Raw genomic sequence first — 19,755 nt, 5'->3', positions numbered from 1 at the left:
AACTGATCCGCCCGGCCGGCGAACCGACCCGGCGGGACTGGATTGCGGTGATGAGCGTGATGCTCTGCGCCTTCATGGCGGTGCTCGACATCCAGATCACCAACTCGTCACTCAAGGACATTCAGGGCGCGCTGGCGGCGACCCTGGAAGAAGGTTCGTGGATTTCCACCTCGTACCTGGTGGCGGAAATCATCATGATCCCGCTGACGGCGTGGCTGGTGCAGTTGCTCTCGGCGCGTCGGCTCGCGGTGTGGGTGTCGCTTGGATTTCTCGCCGCTTCCCTGCTCTGCTCCATGGCCTGGAGCCTGGAAAGCATGATCGTCTTCCGCGCCTTGCAGGGCTTTACCGGCGGTGCGCTGATTCCGCTGGCGTTCACCCTCACGCTGATCAAACTCCCCGAACACCACCGCGCCAAAGGCATGGCCATGTTCGCCATGACCGCAACCTTCGCACCCTCCATCGGCCCGACTCTGGGCGGCTGGCTGACCGAGAATTGGGGCTGGGAATACATCTTCTACATCAACATTCCGCCGGGGCTGATCATGATCGCCGGCCTGATGTACGGCCTGGAAAAAAAACAAGCCCATTGGGAACTGCTGAAAAGCACCGACTACATGGGCATTCTCACGCTGGGCGTCGGCCTCGGTTGTTTGCAGGTGTTTCTGGAAGAAGGCCATCGCAAGGACTGGCTGGAATCGAGCCTGATCGTGACCCTGGGCAGCATCGCGCTGATCAGCCTGATCACCTTTGTGATCGTGCAGACGTCCAAGCCCAATCCGCTGATCAACCTCGGCATCCTGCGCAATCGCAACTTCGGTTTATCGAGTATTTCCAGTGTCGGGATGGGGGGCGGTTTGTACGGCTCGATCTACCTGTTGCCGCTGTACCTGGCACAGATCCAGAACTACAACGCCTTGCAGATCGGCGAAGTGATCATGTGGATGGGCGTGCCGCAGCTGTTTCTGATTCCGCTGGTGCCGAAGCTGATGAAATACGTCTCGCCGAAATGGGCGTGTACGCTGGGTTTCGGGCTATTTGGATTGGCGAGTTTTTCATCGGGCGTGTTGAACCCGGACTTCGCCGGGCCGCAGTTCAATCAGATCCAGATCATCCGGGCGCTGGGCCAACCGCTGATCATGGTGACCATCTCATTGATCGCTACCGCCTACATCCTGCCGCAGGACGCGGGGTCGGCATCGAGCCTGTTCAACATCCTGCGCAACCTCGGCGGCGCGATTGGCATCGCCCTCCTCGCTACGTTGCTGGATGCGCGGACCAAGACTTACTTTGATTACTTGCGTGAAGCGATTGTGCCGACCAACCCGCAGGTAGCCGAGCGCATGGCATCGCTGGCGGATCGGTTTGGCAGTGAGACGGCAGCGCTGGGCAAGCTCAGTGAAATTGCGCATCAGCAAGCGTCGATCATGGCTTACAACGATGCCTTTCACTTTGTCGGGATTGCGTTGGGGATCAGCATGCTGGCGGTGTTGCTGACCAAGGCGTTGCCGGCGGGGTTGAAGGCCGACGAAACACATTGAAATCGCGGCGCGGCCTTCGCGGGCAAGCCACACCCCCACAGGTTTTGTGTCGTTCGCATAATTGATAAACGACACAAAACCTGTGGGAGCGTGCGGGCGGCGATCCGACTTGCCCGCGAAGAGGCCCGCTCGGGTGCTGCAAAACTCAAACGGTGATCAACCGCTCCCGCAACTTGCCAATCTCATCACGCATCTGCGCCGCGGCTTCGAATTCCAGGTCGCGAGCAAGCTGATACATCTTCTCTTCCAGCGCACGAATGCGCTTGGCGATTTCGCCCGGCGAACGCAATTCCGCTTCGTACTTGGCGTTCTCCTCGGCGGCCTTGGCCATGCCTTTGCGCTTCTTGCTGCGCGAACCCGGCACGGTGGCGCCTTCCATGATGTCGGCAACGTCCTTGAACACGCCTTTGGGCGTGATGCCATTGGCCAGGTTGAAGGCGATCTGCTTGTCGCGACGACGCTCGGTTTCGCCGATCGCCCGCTCCATCGAGCCGGTAATGCGATCCGCGTAGAGAATCGCCCGACCATTGAGGTTGCGCGCCGCCCGGCCGATGGTCTGGATCAGCGAGCGCTCGGAACGCAGGAAGCCTTCCTTGTCCGCATCGAGAATCGCCACCAGGGACACTTCCGGCATGTCCAGACCTTCACGCAGCAAGTTGATCCCCACCAATACATCGAAGGTGCCCAGACGCAGATCGCGGATGATTTCGACCCGCTCAACCGTGTCGATGTCCGAGTGCAGATAACGCACCCGTACGCCATGGTCAGCCAGGTAATCGGTCAAGTCTTCGGACATACGCTTGGTCAACGTCGTGACCAGCACCCGCTCTTCCAGCGCCACGCGCTTGCCGATTTCCGAGAGCAAATCGTCGACCTGGGTCAGCGCCGGACGGATTTCGATTTGCGGGTCCACCAGGCCGGTCGGGCGCACCAGTTGCTCGACCACGCGACCGGCATGTTCGGCCTCGTAGTTACCCGGCGTCGCCGAGACAAAAATCGTCTGCGGGCTAATGTTTTCGAACTCGTCGAAACGCATCGGCCGGTTATCCAGCGCTGACGGCAGGCGGAAACCGTATTCCACCAGCGTCTCCTTACGGGAGCGGTCGCCTTTATACATGGCGCCGACCTGCGGCACGCTGACGTGGGATTCGTCGATCACCAGCAAGGCGTCGGCCGGCAGGTAGTCAAACAAGGTCGGTGGCGCCTGGCCAGATTCACGGCCGGACAGGTAGCGCGAGTAGTTTTCTATACCGTTGCAGTAACCCAGCTCGAGAATCATCTCCAGGTCAAACCGGGTGCGCTGCTCCAGACGCTGCGCTTCCACCAGTTTGTTGTTGGAACGCAGGTAGTCCAGGCGCTCCTGAAGCTCGACCTTGATGCCTTCGATGGCGCCGAGCAGGGTTTCCCGTGGCGTCACGTAGTGGCTTTTCGGATAGAAAGTGAAACGCGGCAACTGACGGATCACTTCGCCGGTCAACGGATCGAAGGCGGAAATCTTCTCGACTTCGTCATCGAACAGCTCGATGCGGATCGCTTCAAAATCGGATTCCGCCGGGTGGATATCGATCACATCGCCGCGGACCCGGAAGGTCGCACGGGCGAAATCCATGTCGTTGCGGGTGTATTGCAGGTCTGCCAGGCGACGCAGCAACGCACGCTGATCGAGCTTGTCGCCGCGATCCACGTGCAGAACCATCTTCAAATAAGTTTCCGGGCTGCCCAGGCCGTAGATGCACGACACCGTGGTGACGATGATCGCGTCTTTGCGCTCCAGCAACGCCTTGGTCGCGGACAGTCGCATCTGTTCGATGTGATCGTTGATCGAGGCGTCTTTCTCGATGAACGTATCCGACGACGGCACGTAGGCTTCGGGCTGGTAGTAGTCGTAGTAGGAAACGAAGTACTCGACGGCGTTGTTCGGGAAGAACGCTTTGAACTCGCCGTACAACTGTGCAGCCAGCGTTTTGTTCGGCGCCAGCACCAGGGTTGGACGCTGCACCTGGGCGATCACATTGGCGATGCTGAAAGTCTTGCCCGAGCCGGTCACACCAAGCAACGTCTGGTGCGCCAGCCCGGCTTCGATGCCCTCGACCATCAGACGGATGGCTTCCGGCTGATCGCCGGCGGGCTCGAAGCGGGAGACTAGCTGGAATTCAGACATGAAATAACCTCTCGGTTTTCGAAGCAGGAGTCGCGCCTTGTACGGTCAAACCGGACAGCAACGAGAAAGACCGCAAACGACCGATGTCGCCCGAGGAAAAAACTGGATTGTGCTTAATGTGGTGCCGACTGCCCGCGCTTTCAAGGCAAACGTCCTACATCGGGTAAAACGTTTGACGCGGCCAATCGACTAACGGTCGAAAAATAATCGGAAAAACTTACCGTAAAAGCAGAATCGTCTGTCGCCATCAATCGCTGATGGCCTCTATACTAGCTCCCCGTTTGTGCACCGCTCTAGTGCATTCGGCTGGAGCGCGACACGTCCCTCCACTCTCCATTCAGAGCCGCCGCAAAATGAGCCTGTTCTCCGCTGTCGAAATGGCACCACGTGATCCAATCCTGGGCCTCAACGAAGCATTCAACGCCGATACCCGTACCAACAAGGTCAACCTGGGGGTCGGTGTTTACTGCAACGAGGAGGGGCGAATTCCACTCCTGCGCGCCGTTGTCGAAGCCGAGACGATTCGCGTCGCTCAACACGCTTCCCGTGGCTACTTGCCAATCGACGGCATCGCCGCCTACGACCAGGCTGTGCAAAAATTGCTGTTTGGCAACGACTCGCCGCTGATCGCTGCAGGCCGGGTCATCACCACCCAGGCCGTTGGCGGTACTGGCGCGCTGAAAATCGGTGCCGACTTCCTCAAGCAACTGCTGCCGAACGCTGTCGTGGCGATCAGCGACCCGAGCTGGGAAAACCACCGTGCGCTGTTCGAAACTGCCGGCTTCCCGGTTCAGAACTATCGCTACTACGACGCCGCAACCCACGACGTGAACCGTGCTGGTTTGCTGGAAGACCTGAACGCCCTGCCGTCCGGTTCGATCGTTGTGCTGCACGCGTGCTGCCACAACCCGACCGGCGTGGACCTGAGCCCGGCAGACTGGAAAAACGTTCTGGACGTGTTGAAAGCCAAAGGTCACGTGCCGTTCCTCGACATGGCCTATCAGGGCTTTGGCGATGGGATCGACGAAGACGCCGCTGCGGTACGTCTGTTCGCTGAATCAGGCCTGACGTTCTTCGTTTCCAGCTCGTTCTCCAAATCCTTTTCGTTGTACGGCGAGCGCGTGGGCGCCCTGTCGATCGTCAGCGAATCGAAAGAAGAAAGCGCGCGCGTGCTGTCGCAAGTCAAACGCGTGATCCGCACCAACTACTCCAACCCGCCGACCCACGGTGCAAGCATCGTCGCCGCCGTGTTGAACAGCCCGGAACTGCGCGCTCAATGGGAAGAAGAACTGGCTGAAATGCGCCTGCGGATTCGCGGCATGCGCATTCAGATGGTCGACCTGCTTGCCCAGAAAGCGACCCAGCGTGACTTCAGCTTCGTCGGCCGTCAGCGCGGCATGTTCTCCTACTCCGGCCTGACGGTTGAGCAAGTGACCCGCCTGCGTAGCGAGTTCGGCATCTACGCCCTGGACACCGGCCGCATCTGCGTTGCCGCGCTGAACCAGAGCAACATCGATGTCGTGACCAAGGCCATCGTTGCGGTGATCTGAGTCGTCGAGTGGTAAAAAAACGGGAAGCCCTTGGGCTTCCCGTTTTTTATTTGTCTCAGATAATTCTCAATGCATCGACCGAGGGCTCTAGACTGCACCCACAGGTTTTATGTACACCCCGAAATTCTTACGAGAGCCAACATGAAAAACGATGACCTACGCGCCGACCGCGATGAGCTGGACCATTTCGCGCCTCGCACTCCGGCCAAACGTAGCAATAACCTGGTGATGCAAGTCGCTGCCGGCGTGTTTCTCGGCGGCCTGGCCTTGTGGCTGGTGCAACTGATCACGACGATGCTGTACGCCAAACTGATGCTCGCCACCGTCACCTTCGGCGGTTAGGTCAGTTCGGTTGCGCGTTGGCTGGCAGCGTCGTCATAGGCGACGTAGAGCGATTCGGCGACCTGGCTTTTGATGGCCTTGGTGCTTTCCAGGCCAAGGACAAAACCTTCGGCCTTGCCACCGGCACGGTTCAATTCGTCAGCGGTACTGGCCTGAGTGATTGCGTCGAACAGTTTTTCGGCGTGAGGACCGACGCCTTTGGGCAGGCTGATCTGAGCGATGCTCATGCGAACACCCCGTTCTGGCGAGGCGTGGTGGTTGGTTGATTCATGGCGCGTACCTTTTCGGCGAATGGCCGGCAGCGCGTGTAACCACTTCCGGGCGGCCATGGTAGACCTCTGAGGGGATTCTGGTAACCGCCCACGGTCGATAAACCACCGTCCGTCCCCATGAATCCGTCAAGAGGCCAACAGGTGCTTGACTTCTCTTTTTGAATCAGTAACATACACGCCATTCCGCGATAGCTCAGTTGGTAGAGCAAGTGACTGTTAATCACTGGGTCCCTGGTTCGAGTCCAGGTCGTGGAGCCATACAGCAATATCGAAAAGCCCCTGAATCGAAAGATTCAGGGGCTTTTTTGTGGGCGACAGATCTACAGTCCTATTAGCGAGTGCAGCCGTCAGACATGCTCACCACTTTTCGAATGCACCGCCCGCGGCTCTGCATGTCCATGGTCCGCTTCCACCACCGGGATCTCATTCCCGTCGCAGTCACGCAGTTTGCCTTCGCTAAAGTAATCCCCTTCGCGCAACGCCGCCAGATCCTGATAGCGCAGGACACGCTCAGTACCGGCCGCGAACACCGATTGCTGATCCGAATTACCGGCGGTGAGGTGGTTGAAGGTCAGGTTGAGTACGATGGCCATGATTGCCGAGGAGCTGATGCCTGAATGGAAGATCGTTGCGAACCAGCTTGGGAAGTGGTCGTAGAAATTCGGCGCAGCGATGGGGATCATGCCGAAGCCGATGGAGGTGGCGACGATGATCAGGTTGACGTTGTTGCGGTAGTCGACCTTGGACAGCGTACGAATCCCGCTGGCTGCCACGGTGCCGAACAGCACGATACCGGCGCCGCCGAGAACAGAAGTCGGTACCGCGGCGATGACCCGGCCCATAAACGGTAGCAAGCCGAGGACCACCAGAAACACACCACCGGTAGCCACCACGAAGCGGCTCTTGATGCCGGTCACCGCCACCAGCCCGACGTTCTGAGCGAAGGCGCTTTGGGTAAAGGAGCCGAAGATCGGCGCGATCATGCTCGACAGCATGTCGGCGCGCAGGCCGTTGCCCAAGCGTTTGGAGTCGACCTTGGTGTCGATGATTTCACCCACCGCGAGGATGTCCGCCGAAGTTTCCACCAGGGTTACCATCACCACGATGCACATCGACAGGATCGCAGCGAAGTGGAAGGTCGGCATGCCGAAATGGAAGGGTGTCGGGAAGCCGAACATCGGGCCCTGGGTGACGGACGAGAAGTCTGCCATGCCGAGGAACACTGCGATCACCGTACCGATGACCATGGCCAACAAGATCGACAAACGAGAGATGGTCGCGCTGCCGATCTTGCTCAACAACAGCACCAACACCAGCGTCACGGCCGCCAGACCGATGTTCGCCATGCTGCCGAAATCCGGGGCGTGGCTGTTGCCGCCCATGGCCCAGCGTGCGGCTACCGGCATCAGCGTCAGGCCGATGGTGGTGATCACAATGCCCGTGACCAGCGGCGGGAAAAACTTGGTGATTCGTGAGAATACCGGCGTGATCAACAAACCAATCAGGGAGGCGGCAATCACCGCCCCGAGAATTGATTGAAACCCGCCCTCCCCGCCACTGCTGACAATCGCCACCATCGTCGCGACACCAGAGAAAGACACGCCCTGTACCAGCGGCAATTGGCAGCCAAAAAACGGTAATCCCAGCGTTTGCAGTAATGTCGCCAAGCCACCCGCAAACAATGAAGCAGCAATCAGCAAACCAATGTCCGCCGGCGAGAGCCCGGCCGCCTGGCCGATGATCAAAGGCACCGCGACAATGCCGCCGTACATGGTCAGAACGTGTTGCAGGCCGTAAGCCATATTCGCGCCGACACCGAGATTTTCGTCCTCAGGCCGTAGGTGTGAAACAGGGGGCGTTTTCATGGTGTGGGGGGTTCCCTGGTTTTTGTTGTGCGCACACTGTATGCAAGAGTCAGGACAAATGTCTATAGAGTTGTATACAACTAGTCAGTCAGATTATGGACACCTGTCCACGCGGTCCTTTACCTGCGCAGCCTCCCCCTCCAAAAACTTTTGAAATACATCCTTTCTTTGCCTCGTTCTTTGCCCGCTAGTCTTGGGAGTTCAAAGCGACCGTTGGCACGGACGCCTCTCGCTTATACATATAAAGTATGCATAATGAAGCCATTCGACATTCAGTATCACAAGGCAAAGAACGCAGCTAACAAATTAAAGCACCAAGGAATCAGCCTCGCGGAAACCGAGGCCGTGTTTTATGACGAGAGAGCCCTCTCGTTGCAAGACAACCATCACGATGAGCAGCGATGGATCATCATGGGGCAGGATGCCAAAGGTCGTTTGTTGGTCGTCGCGTACACCTATCGCGATCCGAATTTCGTTCGAATCATTTCTGCGCGCATCGCCACCAAAAGCGAGCGCCGGCGCTATACGGAGGTTTGATCAATGAAAGACGAATACGACTTCAGCAATGCCAAGCGCGGAGCAGTTGCTTCTGGCAAAGGCAAAACCCGAATTACCATTATGCTGGATGATGTCGTCATAGAGGCTGCTCGCTCTATGGCCGAGAGCGAGGGATTTGGCTATCAGACGGTAATCAACAACACCTTGCGCCAGACCTTGCTCACCGATAAAGGCAAAACGGCTGAGTCGGATCAGTGCACCGCTGTGGCGAACGCGGGACATTTCAAAGAAGGGATTACAGCCTGCGAACTGCGCAGCCTGGAGAAAAAACTCTCAGAGGTACTCAGCGAAATCCATCGAGTGATGGAGTCTTGATCCTGCCTCATGAACCCTGTCGAGCGATTCACGCCCGAGTGCCGCTGCTTGTTACTAAAGCTGAGCTAGCTTGATTCAATCAGCCCCTCAAACACCCGCTTCAACCCGGCATGCACCGGCACCCGAATTCCGAACTCACGCTCCAGCAATCCGATCAACTCATCCACATCCGTCACTTGCCGCCGTTCAGTCTCACTGCCGATACGATGAATTGCAAAATTGCCGTTATTCAGCGTGCGTCGCCACCCTTCCCCGGTGCGCGCCACCATCAGCTGCCTGGCGAAAGACGATTCGGGATGGGTCGAGACGTACCAGTTGCCGACGGCGTAATCGATGTCTTCCTGGCGCTGTAAATCGAAAATGTACATCGCTCGCCATTCGCCGCCGACGTTGGCACGCAGGGTGTAACCATCCACGTGTTGTTCGATGCGATAAGGTTCGTGAGGTGTGAGCTGTTCAGCCGGGTTATCGAGCATCAGCGGTGCAGTGGGCACCATGCCGCCGAAGCCGACGTCGGTGATGTAGCGCACGCCGTCCAGGGTTACCAGGCTCAAGCGGTGCGTACGGGCGGTCCTCGCGCCTTCGGGCTGGCCCATGACCACTCGGCCGGAGATGCCGCGAGCATCGAAGCCCAGTTCCTGGAGCAAGACCAGAAACAGGTTGTTGAGTTCGTAGCAGTAACCGCCGCGACCGTCGTGCAGGACCTTTTGCTCGATGGACGGCAGGTCGATGAGCACCGGCTGGCCCGACAACGTGGTGAGGTTTTCGAACGGGAAGGCGCCGGTGTGACGCAGTTGAAGTTGGCGCAGGGTTTCCAGAGTCGGCGCCGGGGGCGCGTCGAAGCCCAGACGCTGCAGGTACAACGCTCGGTTCGTCAGGTGTGGCTCGCTCATTGCTCTGTCCTTATGCAGGGGGCCGCGGATCTCTGGGCCGATGGGCGCCATGTATAAGGGATAAAGCGGCTCGACTGACAATTGATTTAGCCAATCGCCGCACACATAAAGATCAACGCCGCTTGCGCGAACTCAACCGAATCCACGTCGGCGCGTGATCGCTGGCATGCGGCTCGTTGCGAACCCAGGCATCGACTCCGGCCTCATGCAGATAAGGGCTCAGCGCCGGGTTAAGCAGCAGATGATCGATGCGCAGGCCCGAGTTTTTCTGCCAGTGCTGGCGAAAATAATCCCAGAAGGTATAGAGCCGATCCTCCGGATACAGTTGACGCAAGGAATCGGTCCAGCCCTGGGCCAACAGGCGCTGATAACACTCGCGGCTTTCAGGTTGCAGCAACGCATCCTTCAGCCAGGATCGCGGGTTGTAGATGTCCAGGTCGGTGGGCACCACGTTGTAGTCACCGGCCAGCACCACGGGATGCTCACTGGTCTGCAGCGTCTGCGCGTGATGGATCAGCCGTTCGAACCACGCCAGCTTGTAATCAAACTTCGGCCCCGGCTGCGGGTTGCCATTGGGCAGGTACAAGCAGCCCACCAGAATCCCGTGCACGGCGGCCTCCAGATACCGGCTATGGGTGTCGCTGTCATCGCCCGGCAGACCTCGACGACTCTCCAGCGGCTGTGCATCCCGCGCCAGAATCGCCACCCCGTTCCACGAAGACTGACCTTGCCAGATCGCGCCGTAGCCAGCGGCCTCAAGCTCGGCGGCGGGGAATGCACTGTCGACCGACTTGAGCTCCTGCAAACAGGCAATGTCCGGCTGCTCTCGCTCAAGCCAGGCCAACAAGTTCGGCAGCCGGGCGCGCATGCCGTTGACGTTGAACGTCGCGATTCTCAGGCTCTTCATGTTCCAACGCTCGCAATGGCGGGTCGATATCCAGTTGTGACCGGGGTGCGCCCCGGCAGTTGCCATCGCGAGCGCGACAGGTGACTAAAGGCACGCCCCTACACTGGAAACTCGTCCTGCGACGCCTTGAGCAGTGGCAGCAACGCTTGCTTTTCCATGGGTCGACTCAAATAGAATCCCTGTACCTCATGGCACTGATCCGAGATCAGGAAGTCCATCTGCTCCGGGGTTTCGACCCCCTCTGCCGTCACGGTCAGGCCCATGGCCTTGCCCAGGTTGATGATTGCCTGCACCACGGCGCGGTCATTGCCGCCGCCGCTCATGGACGAGATGAAACGTTTGTCGATCTTGATCCCGTCGAACGGGTACGAGCGCAGGTAACCCAAGGACGAATAGCCGGTGCCGAAGTCGTCCATGTTCAACCGCACACCCAGCTCCTTGAGCGCATTCATGGTCGCCAGCGCGCCCTCCACGTCGATGAGCATCACGTTTTCGGTGATCTCCAGCTCCAGGCGACTGGCCGGTAAACGGGTCTGGATCAACGCCTCCCTGACGTCCTCCACCACATCGCTGCGGGCAAATTGAACAGGCGACAAATTGACCGACACCATCAACGCACCGGGCCAGGTCAAGGCCGTTTCACAGGCTTCACGCAACACCCAACGCCCCAAAGGCACGATCAAGTCAGTCTGCTCGGCCAATGGGATAAACGCGTCGGGGCTCAGCAGCCCCTGTTCCGGATGCTGCCAGCGCAGTAACGCTTCCACCGAGACGACCTGCTTGCCGCCCATGTTGTAGCGCGGCTGGTAATGCATCACAAACTCGTTGTTCTTGATCGCCCGGCGCAGGTCGTTTTCCAGTCGCCGGCGGTGCTGGATCTGATCGTTCATGTGCGGCGCAAAATAGCTCCAGGTCCTCTTGCCATCGGATTTAGCCTGATACAGCGCAATGTCGGCACACCGGATCAACTCATTGGGGATGTGACCCTGACGCCGACTCAAGGCGACACCGATGCTCGCCCCGATGTGCAGCGTGTGATGCTCGTAATGAATCGGCTGGTGCAGGCTCTCGAGCAAGCGCTCGCAGAACCGGTCGATTTCCGCGTGGCTGTCCATGCCGTTGAGCACCAGCACAAACTCATCACCGCCGAGCCGAGCGACCAGATCAATGTCCCGCGTGCACTCGCGCAATCGGGTGGCAACTTCCAGCAGCACTGCGTCACCGGCCGGGTGGCCGAGGGAATCGTTGATCGGCTTGAAGTTATCCAGATCGATCATCAACAGCACCAGCGCCGCCGAATGCTCTTTCTGCGCCAGGGCCTCATCGAGGAATCGCGCCAGTTTGTTGCGATTCGGCAGACCCGTCAGGGCATCGTGCAACGACAGATGCTGAATCTGGGCATGGGCGGCGACTTCATCGGTGATGTCGCTGGCCGTTCCGCGATAGCCCAGCACCGCGCCCTTGCGATGGATCGGTCGAGCCGAAACCCGGCAAATACGCTGTTGCCCCGATTGATCGCGATAGGAGCAGCGCAAATGGCTGACGGGCTGTTCTTCATTGAGCTTATGCAGCCACAGCGACAAGGGAATCGTATCGCAATTGAGCAGTTGCCCGATGTCCTGCCCTATCCATTGCTGATCGGAATAACCGGTAACGGTGGCGAAACGTCCTGACAGATAAGAGATGCAAAGCTTGTCGTCGATGTCCCAGATCCAGTCGGAAGCGGCCTCAGCCACTGCACGAAAACGTTCTTCACTGGCCTCCAGCGCCTGGTTCGATAAATCGAGGCTGGTGTAGCTGGCATCCACGTGCCCAGACGTGCGTAAGACATACCGGAAGAAATAAACCGTTAACAACGCCAGCACCGACAGCGCCCCGCCCAATGGCGGCAGCAACGACCAGAGCAACTGATGACCCGGTTGTTCAAGTCGGGAAACCAGGCTGTAGCCGGTGCCCGCCAGTGCCACGGCTGGCCTGCCGGGCGCGAGGGCGTCATCAGGCGCCAGGTTTAAATCATGCAAACCGTAATCGGTGCTCAGGGCGCTGAGCTTGTCAGGGCTTAATGGGTCGACAAATACCAGCACCGAGGTGCTTTGGGGATCGGCCGCCGGCCTTTCGTCATTGGGGACGATTGCGGCAGCCGTCAGCAATGCCGGTTTGCCCTCGAACAGTGTGAACTGGCTGACGGGATCAATGAGGCTTTCCTGACTCTGGACTGCCTGTATCAGCGTCGCCATCGATGCCGAAAGATAGGTGGTCGCCGCCTCTTGCACCTGAAGCCCGCGCACCACGGCGTATTTGGTTTGCTGATGATCGACCACGAAGACGCCATCGTAGTGATCGATACTGAATAAGGTTTTGCCCAGGTTCTGCTCGACGTAGGCCCATTGCACATCGACCTTGCCGTTCAAATGGTCGTAGGCGGTCGTCCAGTTTGCATAACTGGCGACGTAGTTTTTCGAAGCGGTGATGCGGTTTTCCAGCGCACGCTGGGTATAGAACGTGGTCTTGGCCAGGTCTTGGGCGTCCAGCCGCCCGGCAATGTTGAACAGGGCCAACAGGGCGATCAACACACCCAGAACAGACAGCAGGCCGACGACAATCACCAGGTTGCGGGTTATCGGCGTATGACGGGGAGCGGCGACGGTGGTAACGGCAGTTATATCCATGCACTTGATCCTGTCAATCGATTGCCTGATCGGGATGCGACGCTCGAGATGCCTTTTTGCCAGGGCACTCGCCGAACGTTCACTGACCATAGCAGCCATGCTGGGCTCTGGCGCCCGGATAACGCCATATCGCCGACTCAGTTGGCTCTTGCTGTAACTGCCGCTAAGCCTCAGGTTGAACCGACCCTTCGGCCGTTGACCATGCGAGTGAGCGTTGGAGCCTTCCACGTCATCAGCGTCTGCGCGTCTTCCGGCACGGTCTGAAGCGCTGCTTTGATTTCAGGCTCCAGCGCATCCATGTTGAACGATTTTCCGGGTTCGAGACCGATACGCTTCATCTGCACCAGGATCGGTTGATCGGTGATGTGCGCAGGGTGCACTTTGAGCAACTGGGCGGCGTAGGCGAAATAGTCGGCCACCGACATTACGTCGACCTGGGTCTTTGGTGGGGTCTTCAGGTCCACGGTTGTGTCGACTTTCACGCTGGCAGGTTCAGGGCTTTTACCCAGCAGGGACAACGGTGTCACGGTGTAGCCAGACTGAACTTTGTGCACGGCCGCGTAGTCCGCCGCACCGTCGGTGTTAGTGTGGCCAATGACCCAGACAAAGGGTGTAGGTGCCGGCAGATGGTTCAGTCCGGCAGGCACCGTCCCGGTCCAGTCTGGTGGTGTCACCAGAAACTGCCCGGCTTCTGCACCCGTGGTGCGCCAAGCCGGTGAGGCGAATACATCGGTCCACATGTCGAGCATCGGCAGCACGTAAAAACGCCCGGCCGTATCGGGCGCTGCGATCACCAGCGGTTCTTTGGTCAAATCCAGCCAGGCAATGGAGTACAGGGTGTCGACGCTCGAGCGCACCACCCCGTTGAAATCTGCAGGTGGATACTGCGGCACGCTGACAAACCTGTTCATCGGACCTTTACCGAATTCCTTGCCCGGTTCGATAGGGGTAAATTGCTTGCGGGTGATGTCCAGGGTCAACAGCGGGTAAAAATAAAGGTAGGCATCCACGCCGATGACGCGAGCTTCTTCGGCTGTGACTTTCGATTGAGCGTGGCTCGCGAGCGGAAAAATAGCGGTGACTGCAACGGTTAGAGCAACGGCTGTCAATGCTTGAGTTATCAACATTGTGGCGATCGTCCGTGCGGTGGGGAGACCTGCCGGAATCGGCAAAGCTACCGCAACTCTAGACGATCAATTCAAGAGGAGCTGACAGGCGGACAGCCGGCTGGCCGAGGTGTTGCGCGGGTGAAACAACCTCGAGCTACACCTCAACGATCCGAACGCAGCAGTGCCTCGACACCGCCCTCCATCGACAGCACCGCCGAGCGGTTTCGCCCCGAATGCTTGGCTTGATACAGCGCCGCGTCCGCTCGTTCGATAAACACTTCCATGCTGTCCCGCCCCGTCGGCACAAACGAATAACAGCCAAGACTGACCGTCACGAAGCCCGTGGGTGAACCGCTGTGGATGATGTTCTTGTCCATGACGCTGCGGCGGATCTGCTCGGCAATCACCATCGCGCCGTGAATGTCGGTGTCGGGCAGCAAAACCGCAAACTCTTCACCGCCGTAACGCACGGCCAAATCGGCCTTTCGATGGCAGCACCCCTTCACCGCCCGCGCCACTTCGGCCAGGCAATGGTCCCCCGCCACGTGGCCGTATGCATCGTTGTAGGGTTTGAAGTAATCGATATCGAGCATGATCAGGCTCAGCGAACTCGACTGCCGGGCGCCACGGCCGAACTCGATGTCCAGCGCCCCTCCGAACAACCGGCGATTGGCCAGGCCGGTCAGGCTGTCATGGGTCGCGATCAGCTTCAGCGCTTCCTTCGCCTTGCGCAAATCCGCCTCGACCCGCTCGCCGAGGCGCACCTGATGAAGGAACACCCAGCCGAACAGCCCCACGCCCAGCACCACCAGGGCAACGATGACCGTTGAATGAAACGCCGTGTCGTACCAATCCTTGAGAATCGATTCCCTGGACGAGGCGGCGGACACTACCAGCGGATAAGTGTCGAGCAGACGGTAGCCATGCAACCGCACAACACCATCGATCAGCGAACTGAACATCGCATTACCGGAGGGCGCATTGGGCAGCAATTTTTCAAAGATCTCGCTCTTGGCCAGTGACGTGCCGATCAGCGATTCCACAAACGGTCGTCGCGCCAGCAGGGTTCCGTCGGTCAACCCCAAAAACATTGAACCGTTGTCATCAATGCTGAAGCTTTTGAAGAACTGATCGAAGTACGCCATCTCGATGCCGGCCAACAAGACGCCCTGGAAATTGCCATTCTTGTCGTTCACACGCTTGGATATCGGAATGATCCACTCGCCATTTTTCCGACTGCGAATCGCCGGCCCGATGTGCGCCAGGGAGGAGACGTTCTGCTGGTGGAACTTGAAATAATCGCGATCTGCCACACCCGGACCGCGTGGCAGATCGTCGAAAGAGGTAACCACCCACTGTCCCTTCTGGTCGAACAGAAATATCCCGTGCAATTGATTCAGCGCCTGCACCCGCCGGGCGAACGTTTTCTGCAAGCGTGCCTTTTGGGGCGCGCCGAAACCGTCAGCCTGAATCCAGTCCGCCAGGCTGGTCAGCACCAGATCGGCTTGCATGAAGGTGTCTTCGGCCTGCTGCGCCATGGCCCGCGTCAGGTTTGAAGAGGCCACTTGTGCCAATGCCAGGTCATGCCGGCGCGACTGTTCCAGTTGCAGGTAAAGCAAACCGCACAGGCTCAGGCAGACGACCGCAATAAACAGCACCGCTGCTTTGCGCAGCGGTAACCGTTTCAGGGTGACACCCGTGGCGTTGTGCGGCTCGTGAAGAGGGATTGGCAAAAGCTCGTCCTGCAAGGGCAAGGCATGGGTAAAAGACCCAAAACCCTTATTTTTTGTGAGCTTAGTCTACGGGGGAGTAACGGGCAAATGTCCTTTGGCTAGCCGCCGCATCGCATTGTGCAAATGCGCTCGGGCACTTTCTGCATCCCCCAGGCGCATTTTCTCGTACGCACGCTGGGCAATCTCATGGGGCACCGGCTTGAGTTCGCGCTGAGTCGCCATCGCCATCAACTGCACCTGGGCGAGGTGCAATCCCTGCGTGCTCAATTGGCGAAACGAGCGATGCAGCGGGACCTGCTCCAGGCGGTGTTCATGCCGGTCGTACACCTCGATCAGTCGCTCGACATCAACGGCGTGGTCGCCCTTGTCGCGCAAAATCTCGGCGGCCACGGCCTTCAAGCCTTCATCCCACTGTATCAGCGTGCCGTAGCAACCGAAGGGAAGCCGCCATGCTCGACCTCGAATTGTTCAAGACGTTCGTCTGCGTGGTCGACGAAGGCAGCTTCACCCGCGCCGCCGAGCGTGTGCATCGAACCCAATCCACCGTGGGCCAACAGGTTCGCAAACTCGAAGAACTGGTCGGGCATTCGCTGCTGCTTCGTGGTCGAACCGGGCAGAACATCAGCGTCACCGAGCATGGCGAACTGCTGATTCACTATGCCCGGCGCATGGCGCTGATCCTCGCTGGTTTCAACCGGGCCAGACCGCAAGCGCGTCTGGAAACCGTCAGCGGCATGAGCACCGATCTCAAGCAGAAACTGAGCGCCGGCGCCCTCGACATTGCATTGGTCAAGCGCGAACCGGACAGCGGGCCGTGCTGGGTAGCCTGGCCGGAAGTGTTGGTGTGGTATTACCTGAGCACAGCATATGCACCGACCTGCCCGAATTGCCGCCGATGGAGTTGGCGTTGATCAGCCGCGCGGGTGCGCTGACCGGGCTGCAACGGGCGTTGGTGGGGTTTTTGTGCGAGGAGCTGGGCCAGGCATGATCACAAAGAATGGGCGTACCACGAACAACCTTTAGATCATCTTGTCGATCTCATCCAACGTCACCCGGGGAATGAGTTCACCCGGAATTCTTGAGGAACTCGACAGGTTGTAGACCTGAAAATCTTCATCCACGACGTACTTCGACAAGATCTCTAACGACGGCAGGATTCGCGTATAAAAATGCTGATCGAGCAGGCATGGCGACGTTAACGTGTCGGCCTCTTCGTAAAAACGGCTCACAGACTGATTCAAGTCGACGCCTACCAAAAACACCTTGGTAAACCCCACGTGATACGCAATCTGCAAAGCCAGATACGCCACAGTGCGGGCATCAAAAAAACCGCGCTTAAGATTCTTGCTGAAACCGAGGGTTCTATTGCGGCCATTTCCGAGTTTGCGACTTCTGACGAGTTCTTTATCAGCCCTGAAAACCAGGTCCGTCCAGGAGAGCTTGGGGGCTCGTCCGAGTAAATACAGCTCGCCCTCAGGCGCTACCGTCGTATGCCAGATATGCTCTTCCCACAGTGCAACCCGCTGACTAATACGCATGGCCTGTGAAAACAGTTCGGGCTGTTGTCGGGAAAAGCCTTGATCCGTACAGGCATAAAAGAACGGCCGGATACCCGACCCGGTAAACATAGAGATGGCGCCGTTCATCGTGATCATCGGAACGTCGGCAAACTTTTCCAGCGGAAAATCTTTAGCGGACGCCCCCGAGGCAATTATAAACACAGCTCCTTTTTGAATGTTGCGGCACTCATCGAGGTCATGCGCATGAAGCATACCGGTGATGAGTGACGAGTTTTTTTGCGCAACATCCATCTTCAATTTCCCTATCCCTTCACATCGATGATCGGTGACTATTTTGCATTGTGATAGTTTTCAACAGGCGAGCCAACTTTTTGGCTTTGCCAACGCCGGAATCTGCGACGGAGCGCAAAGGCTGACGCAGAGCGCTTGCATCGTTGGCGCATCGATGACAGCCCTTACCTTACAGATATCAATCCCTCCGTCTTCATGCCTACTGCCAGTTTTGCTCCGTGGCTACAGCGGACGTTCCTGCTTGTCGCACATCCAGAATGGGCAGCTCCGAAGGCAGATTCAATCCCCGCAGCACCGCGGAATCGTACCCGTAGACATCGGGTTTAAACATCACTCGACCATCGTTACTCAGGTCCACTGTCCAGTAAGCCAACAGCACCGGCACCTTGACGGGAAGCCTGATATTTTCGGTCTTGCCGTTAGCCAACCGGGCCTGTATCCCGGCGCTATTCCAATGAACCGGGTCGTTGAATAACAGCTCAACCAACTGCAGTGGATTCTCCACCCGTATACAGCCTGAACTGGTGGCACGGCGCGATTGAGCAAACAACTCGCGATGCGGCGTGTCGTGGAGATAAATCGAATAGTCATTGGGAAACCGAATGACCACCTGCCCCAGCGAATTGTCCGGCCCGGCATCCTGTCGCAACGTGATACCACGCGGGTTATCCCAGTCGACGGTCGACGGATCGAGCATATTCCCCTCTCGATCTAGGGCTCTTACCCGGTTGGCGGCAAGGTAGCCGGGGTCTCTTTGAATTTTTGGCAGCATATCTTTGACGAGGATCGTCGGTGGCACGGTCCAGGTGGGGTTGAACGTTACATAAGTAATCTCGGATTGAAACACCGGCGTACTGCGAAACGGCTTACCGACCTGTACCCGGGAACGCCAAATCGCCTTACCGTCGCGATAGAGCGCAACTTTGTAACCAGCTATATCAACGATGACAAAAGTGCCCTGAAGTTTGTACAGCAACCAACGTGCGCGCTCCATGTTCACCCGAACCTGGTCTATCCGAGCCTCGACGGGCACATTCAACGCAGCCAGTGTCGCGGCCCCCGCCACGCCGTCCGCCCCCAGGTATTGCTCGGCTTGATACTTTTTCACCGCCGCGGCGACGCTGCCGTCGTAATCAGTGCGTTGCTTCATTGATGGGGCCAGATACCCACCCACCACTAAACGTGTTCGCAACTGCGCGACAGAGGCGTCATCCATGCCTGGCTTGAGCGATTGGCCTTCGGTAATTTTCGGCCAGCCACCCGCGTTTCGAACCTTGCGCAGTTGCGCCAGGCCCACGCGCAGGCTGCCGTAGACCGCCTCTTGTGGTGGCGCTTGCGCGAAGGCGCGTGCCACATCATGAGCATCGAGCGCGGCGAACAAGTTATTCATGTCTCCACGAGGATCGGCACCTACGGGGTCAAAGTTCCAATGGATGTCCAGCCGCGAAGGATCAACCTTGCCGCGCCGCAACTGCAGTAGCGCCGTGATAAAGGTCCGGGTGGCGGCGATATCGAACGCCGCCCTTTGCGCCGTCGTCGGCTCTGCTGCCCGCATCGACGCTCTGGCGTTCGCCAACTCATCAATATGAAAGTCCGCGGGGTCCAGCCCGTCGGCCTGAGTGTCACTCAAGCTTTTCAATAACTGGATGACATCGCTGTCGCTCGCCCAGGCCGAGCGATAACCCCGATGCATGTAAAAATCCATGACCACACGACTCGGATCCATCCGTTGGTGGCCAGGTGAGGTGAGTAAGGGTGGAAAAGATGAACTCAATGGCTCAAGTGTCGCCTGAATCGTTTGGGCGACGAAGTCGTCGGGTGCTACGCCATTTCTGCTGTTTGCCGGAGATACCGGCTCAATCGGCGAAGTTTCTGCAATCGCTGCGCCACTGATCAGCAAGCCCATAAAAAAGATGCGGCTTATGACGAATAACCTTGTTAATTGCCCCATGGATAATCCTTAATCGCCCCGTATTCAACGGCTAGCACCCTGCACACTGCTAGACTCGAAACATTAATGTGAGATTTACAT

14 protein-coding genes, 1 tRNA gene and 3 pseudogenes are annotated in these 19,755 nt (G+C 58.2%); 7 read left to right on the top strand and 11 right to left on the bottom strand.

Annotated features, from left to right (window positions below):
* The first annotated feature begins 47 nt into the window (after positions 1-47).
* Entirely contained in the window at positions 48-1,538 is a 1,491-nt protein-coding gene (locus QK293_RS12835) for an MDR family MFS transporter (RefSeq protein ID WP_282377753.1), read from the top strand.
* A gap of 145 nt (positions 1,539-1,683) precedes the next feature.
* Here QK293_RS12835 and uvrB read toward each other — a convergent pair whose 3' ends face one another.
* Positions 1,684-3,699 (bottom strand): excinuclease ABC subunit UvrB, encoded by a 2,016-nt coding sequence (gene uvrB, locus QK293_RS12830; protein WP_282377648.1) that lies wholly within the window; start codon positions 3,697-3,699, stop codon positions 1,684-1,686.
* Positions 3,700-4,052: 353 nt separating this feature from the next.
* Here uvrB and QK293_RS12825 point away from each other — a divergent pair, with 353 nt between their 5' ends.
* Both QK293_RS12825 and QK293_RS12820 read left to right on the top strand, forming a co-directional pair.
* Complete coding sequence (locus QK293_RS12825; RefSeq protein ID WP_282377647.1) at positions 4,053-5,249, top strand: amino acid aminotransferase; 1,197 nt, start codon at positions 4,053-4,055, stop codon at positions 5,247-5,249.
* A 141-nt stretch (positions 5,250-5,390) separates the two neighbouring features.
* Positions 5,391-5,591 carry a hypothetical protein gene (locus QK293_RS12820; protein ID WP_282377646.1) on the top strand — a complete coding sequence of 67 codons (201 nt, stop codon included), beginning with the start codon at positions 5,391-5,393 and terminating at the stop codon, positions 5,589-5,591.
* Here QK293_RS12820 and QK293_RS12815 read toward each other — a convergent pair.
* On the bottom strand, positions 5,588-5,818 hold the full coding sequence (locus tag QK293_RS12815; protein WP_282377645.1) for a hypothetical protein: 231 nt from the start codon (positions 5,816-5,818) through the stop codon (positions 5,588-5,590). The genes QK293_RS12820 and QK293_RS12815 overlap by 4 nt on opposite strands.
* A 227-nt stretch (positions 5,819-6,045) precedes the next feature.
* Here QK293_RS12815 and QK293_RS12810 point away from each other — a divergent pair.
* Positions 6,046-6,121, top strand: a tRNA-Asn gene (locus QK293_RS12810).
* A gap of 89 nt (positions 6,122-6,210) precedes the next feature.
* Here QK293_RS12810 and QK293_RS12805 read toward each other — a convergent pair.
* Positions 6,211-7,728 carry a nucleobase:cation symporter-2 family protein gene (locus QK293_RS12805; protein ID WP_282377644.1) on the bottom strand — a complete coding sequence of 506 codons (1,518 nt, stop codon included), beginning with the start codon at positions 7,726-7,728 and terminating at the stop codon, positions 6,211-6,213.
* Positions 7,729-7,983: 255 nt separating this feature from the next.
* Here QK293_RS12805 and QK293_RS12800 point away from each other — a divergent pair, with 255 nt between their 5' ends.
* Together QK293_RS12800 and QK293_RS12795 are read left to right on the top strand one after the other, a co-directional pair.
* Positions 7,984-8,265, top strand: coding sequence for a BrnT family toxin (locus tag QK293_RS12800; RefSeq protein ID WP_282377643.1), 282 nt, complete (start codon positions 7,984-7,986; stop codon positions 8,263-8,265).
* 3 nt (positions 8,266-8,268) lie between these two features.
* Positions 8,269-8,601 (top strand): BrnA antitoxin family protein, encoded by a 333-nt coding sequence (locus QK293_RS12795; RefSeq protein ID WP_282377641.1) that lies wholly within the window; start codon positions 8,269-8,271, stop codon positions 8,599-8,601.
* A 65-nt stretch (positions 8,602-8,666) separates the two neighbouring features.
* On the opposite strand, the gene QK293_RS12790 is transcribed toward QK293_RS12795, so the two are convergent.
* The 6 genes and pseudogenes from QK293_RS12790 to QK293_RS12765 form a co-directional block, all read right to left on the bottom strand.
* Positions 8,667-9,494, bottom strand: a complete 828-nt coding sequence (locus tag QK293_RS12790; protein ID WP_282377640.1) for an arylamine N-acetyltransferase — start codon at positions 9,492-9,494, stop codon at positions 8,667-8,669.
* A gap of 112 nt (positions 9,495-9,606) precedes the next feature.
* Complete coding sequence (locus QK293_RS12785; RefSeq protein WP_282377639.1) at positions 9,607-10,401, bottom strand: exodeoxyribonuclease III; 795 nt, start codon at positions 10,399-10,401, stop codon at positions 9,607-9,609.
* Between the two features lie 98 nt (positions 10,402-10,499).
* Positions 10,500-13,070, bottom strand: a complete 2,571-nt coding sequence (locus tag QK293_RS12780) for an EAL domain-containing protein (RefSeq protein ID WP_282377638.1) — start codon at positions 13,068-13,070, stop codon at positions 10,500-10,502.
* 173 nt (positions 13,071-13,243) lie between these two features.
* Positions 13,244-14,197, bottom strand: a pseudogene (locus QK293_RS12775) (DUF1254 domain-containing protein); the annotation flags it as partial.
* Between the two features lie 143 nt (positions 14,198-14,340).
* Positions 14,341-15,912, bottom strand: a complete 1,572-nt coding sequence (locus QK293_RS12770) for a GGDEF domain-containing protein (RefSeq protein ID WP_282377637.1) — start codon at positions 15,910-15,912, stop codon at positions 14,341-14,343.
* Between the two features lie 228 nt (positions 15,913-16,140).
* Positions 16,141-16,377 (bottom strand): annotated as a pseudogene (locus tag QK293_RS12765) (haloacid dehalogenase type II); the annotation flags it as partial.
* Between QK293_RS12765 and QK293_RS12760 the strand changes: the two are divergent.
* Positions 16,362-16,900, top strand: a pseudogene (locus tag QK293_RS12760) (LysR family transcriptional regulator). The pseudogenes QK293_RS12765 and QK293_RS12760 overlap by 16 nt on opposite strands.
* A 31-nt stretch (positions 16,901-16,931) precedes the next feature.
* On the opposite strand, the gene QK293_RS12755 reads toward QK293_RS12760, so the two are convergent.
* Together QK293_RS12755 and QK293_RS12750 are read right to left on the bottom strand one after the other, a co-directional pair.
* Positions 16,932-17,723, bottom strand: coding sequence for a lipopolysaccharide biosynthesis protein (locus QK293_RS12755; protein WP_282377635.1), 792 nt, complete (start codon positions 17,721-17,723; stop codon positions 16,932-16,934).
* Between the two features lie 199 nt (positions 17,724-17,922).
* Complete coding sequence (locus tag QK293_RS12750; protein WP_282377634.1) at positions 17,923-19,674, bottom strand: L,D-transpeptidase family protein; 1,752 nt, start codon at positions 19,672-19,674, stop codon at positions 17,923-17,925.
* Positions 19,675-19,755 lie beyond the last annotated feature (81 nt).

Source organism: Pseudomonas sp. AL03 (assembly GCF_029960815.1).
GTDB lineage: Bacteria > Pseudomonadota > Gammaproteobacteria > Pseudomonadales > Pseudomonadaceae > Aquipseudomonas.
This window is presented reverse-complemented; position numbering and strand designations above follow the sequence as displayed.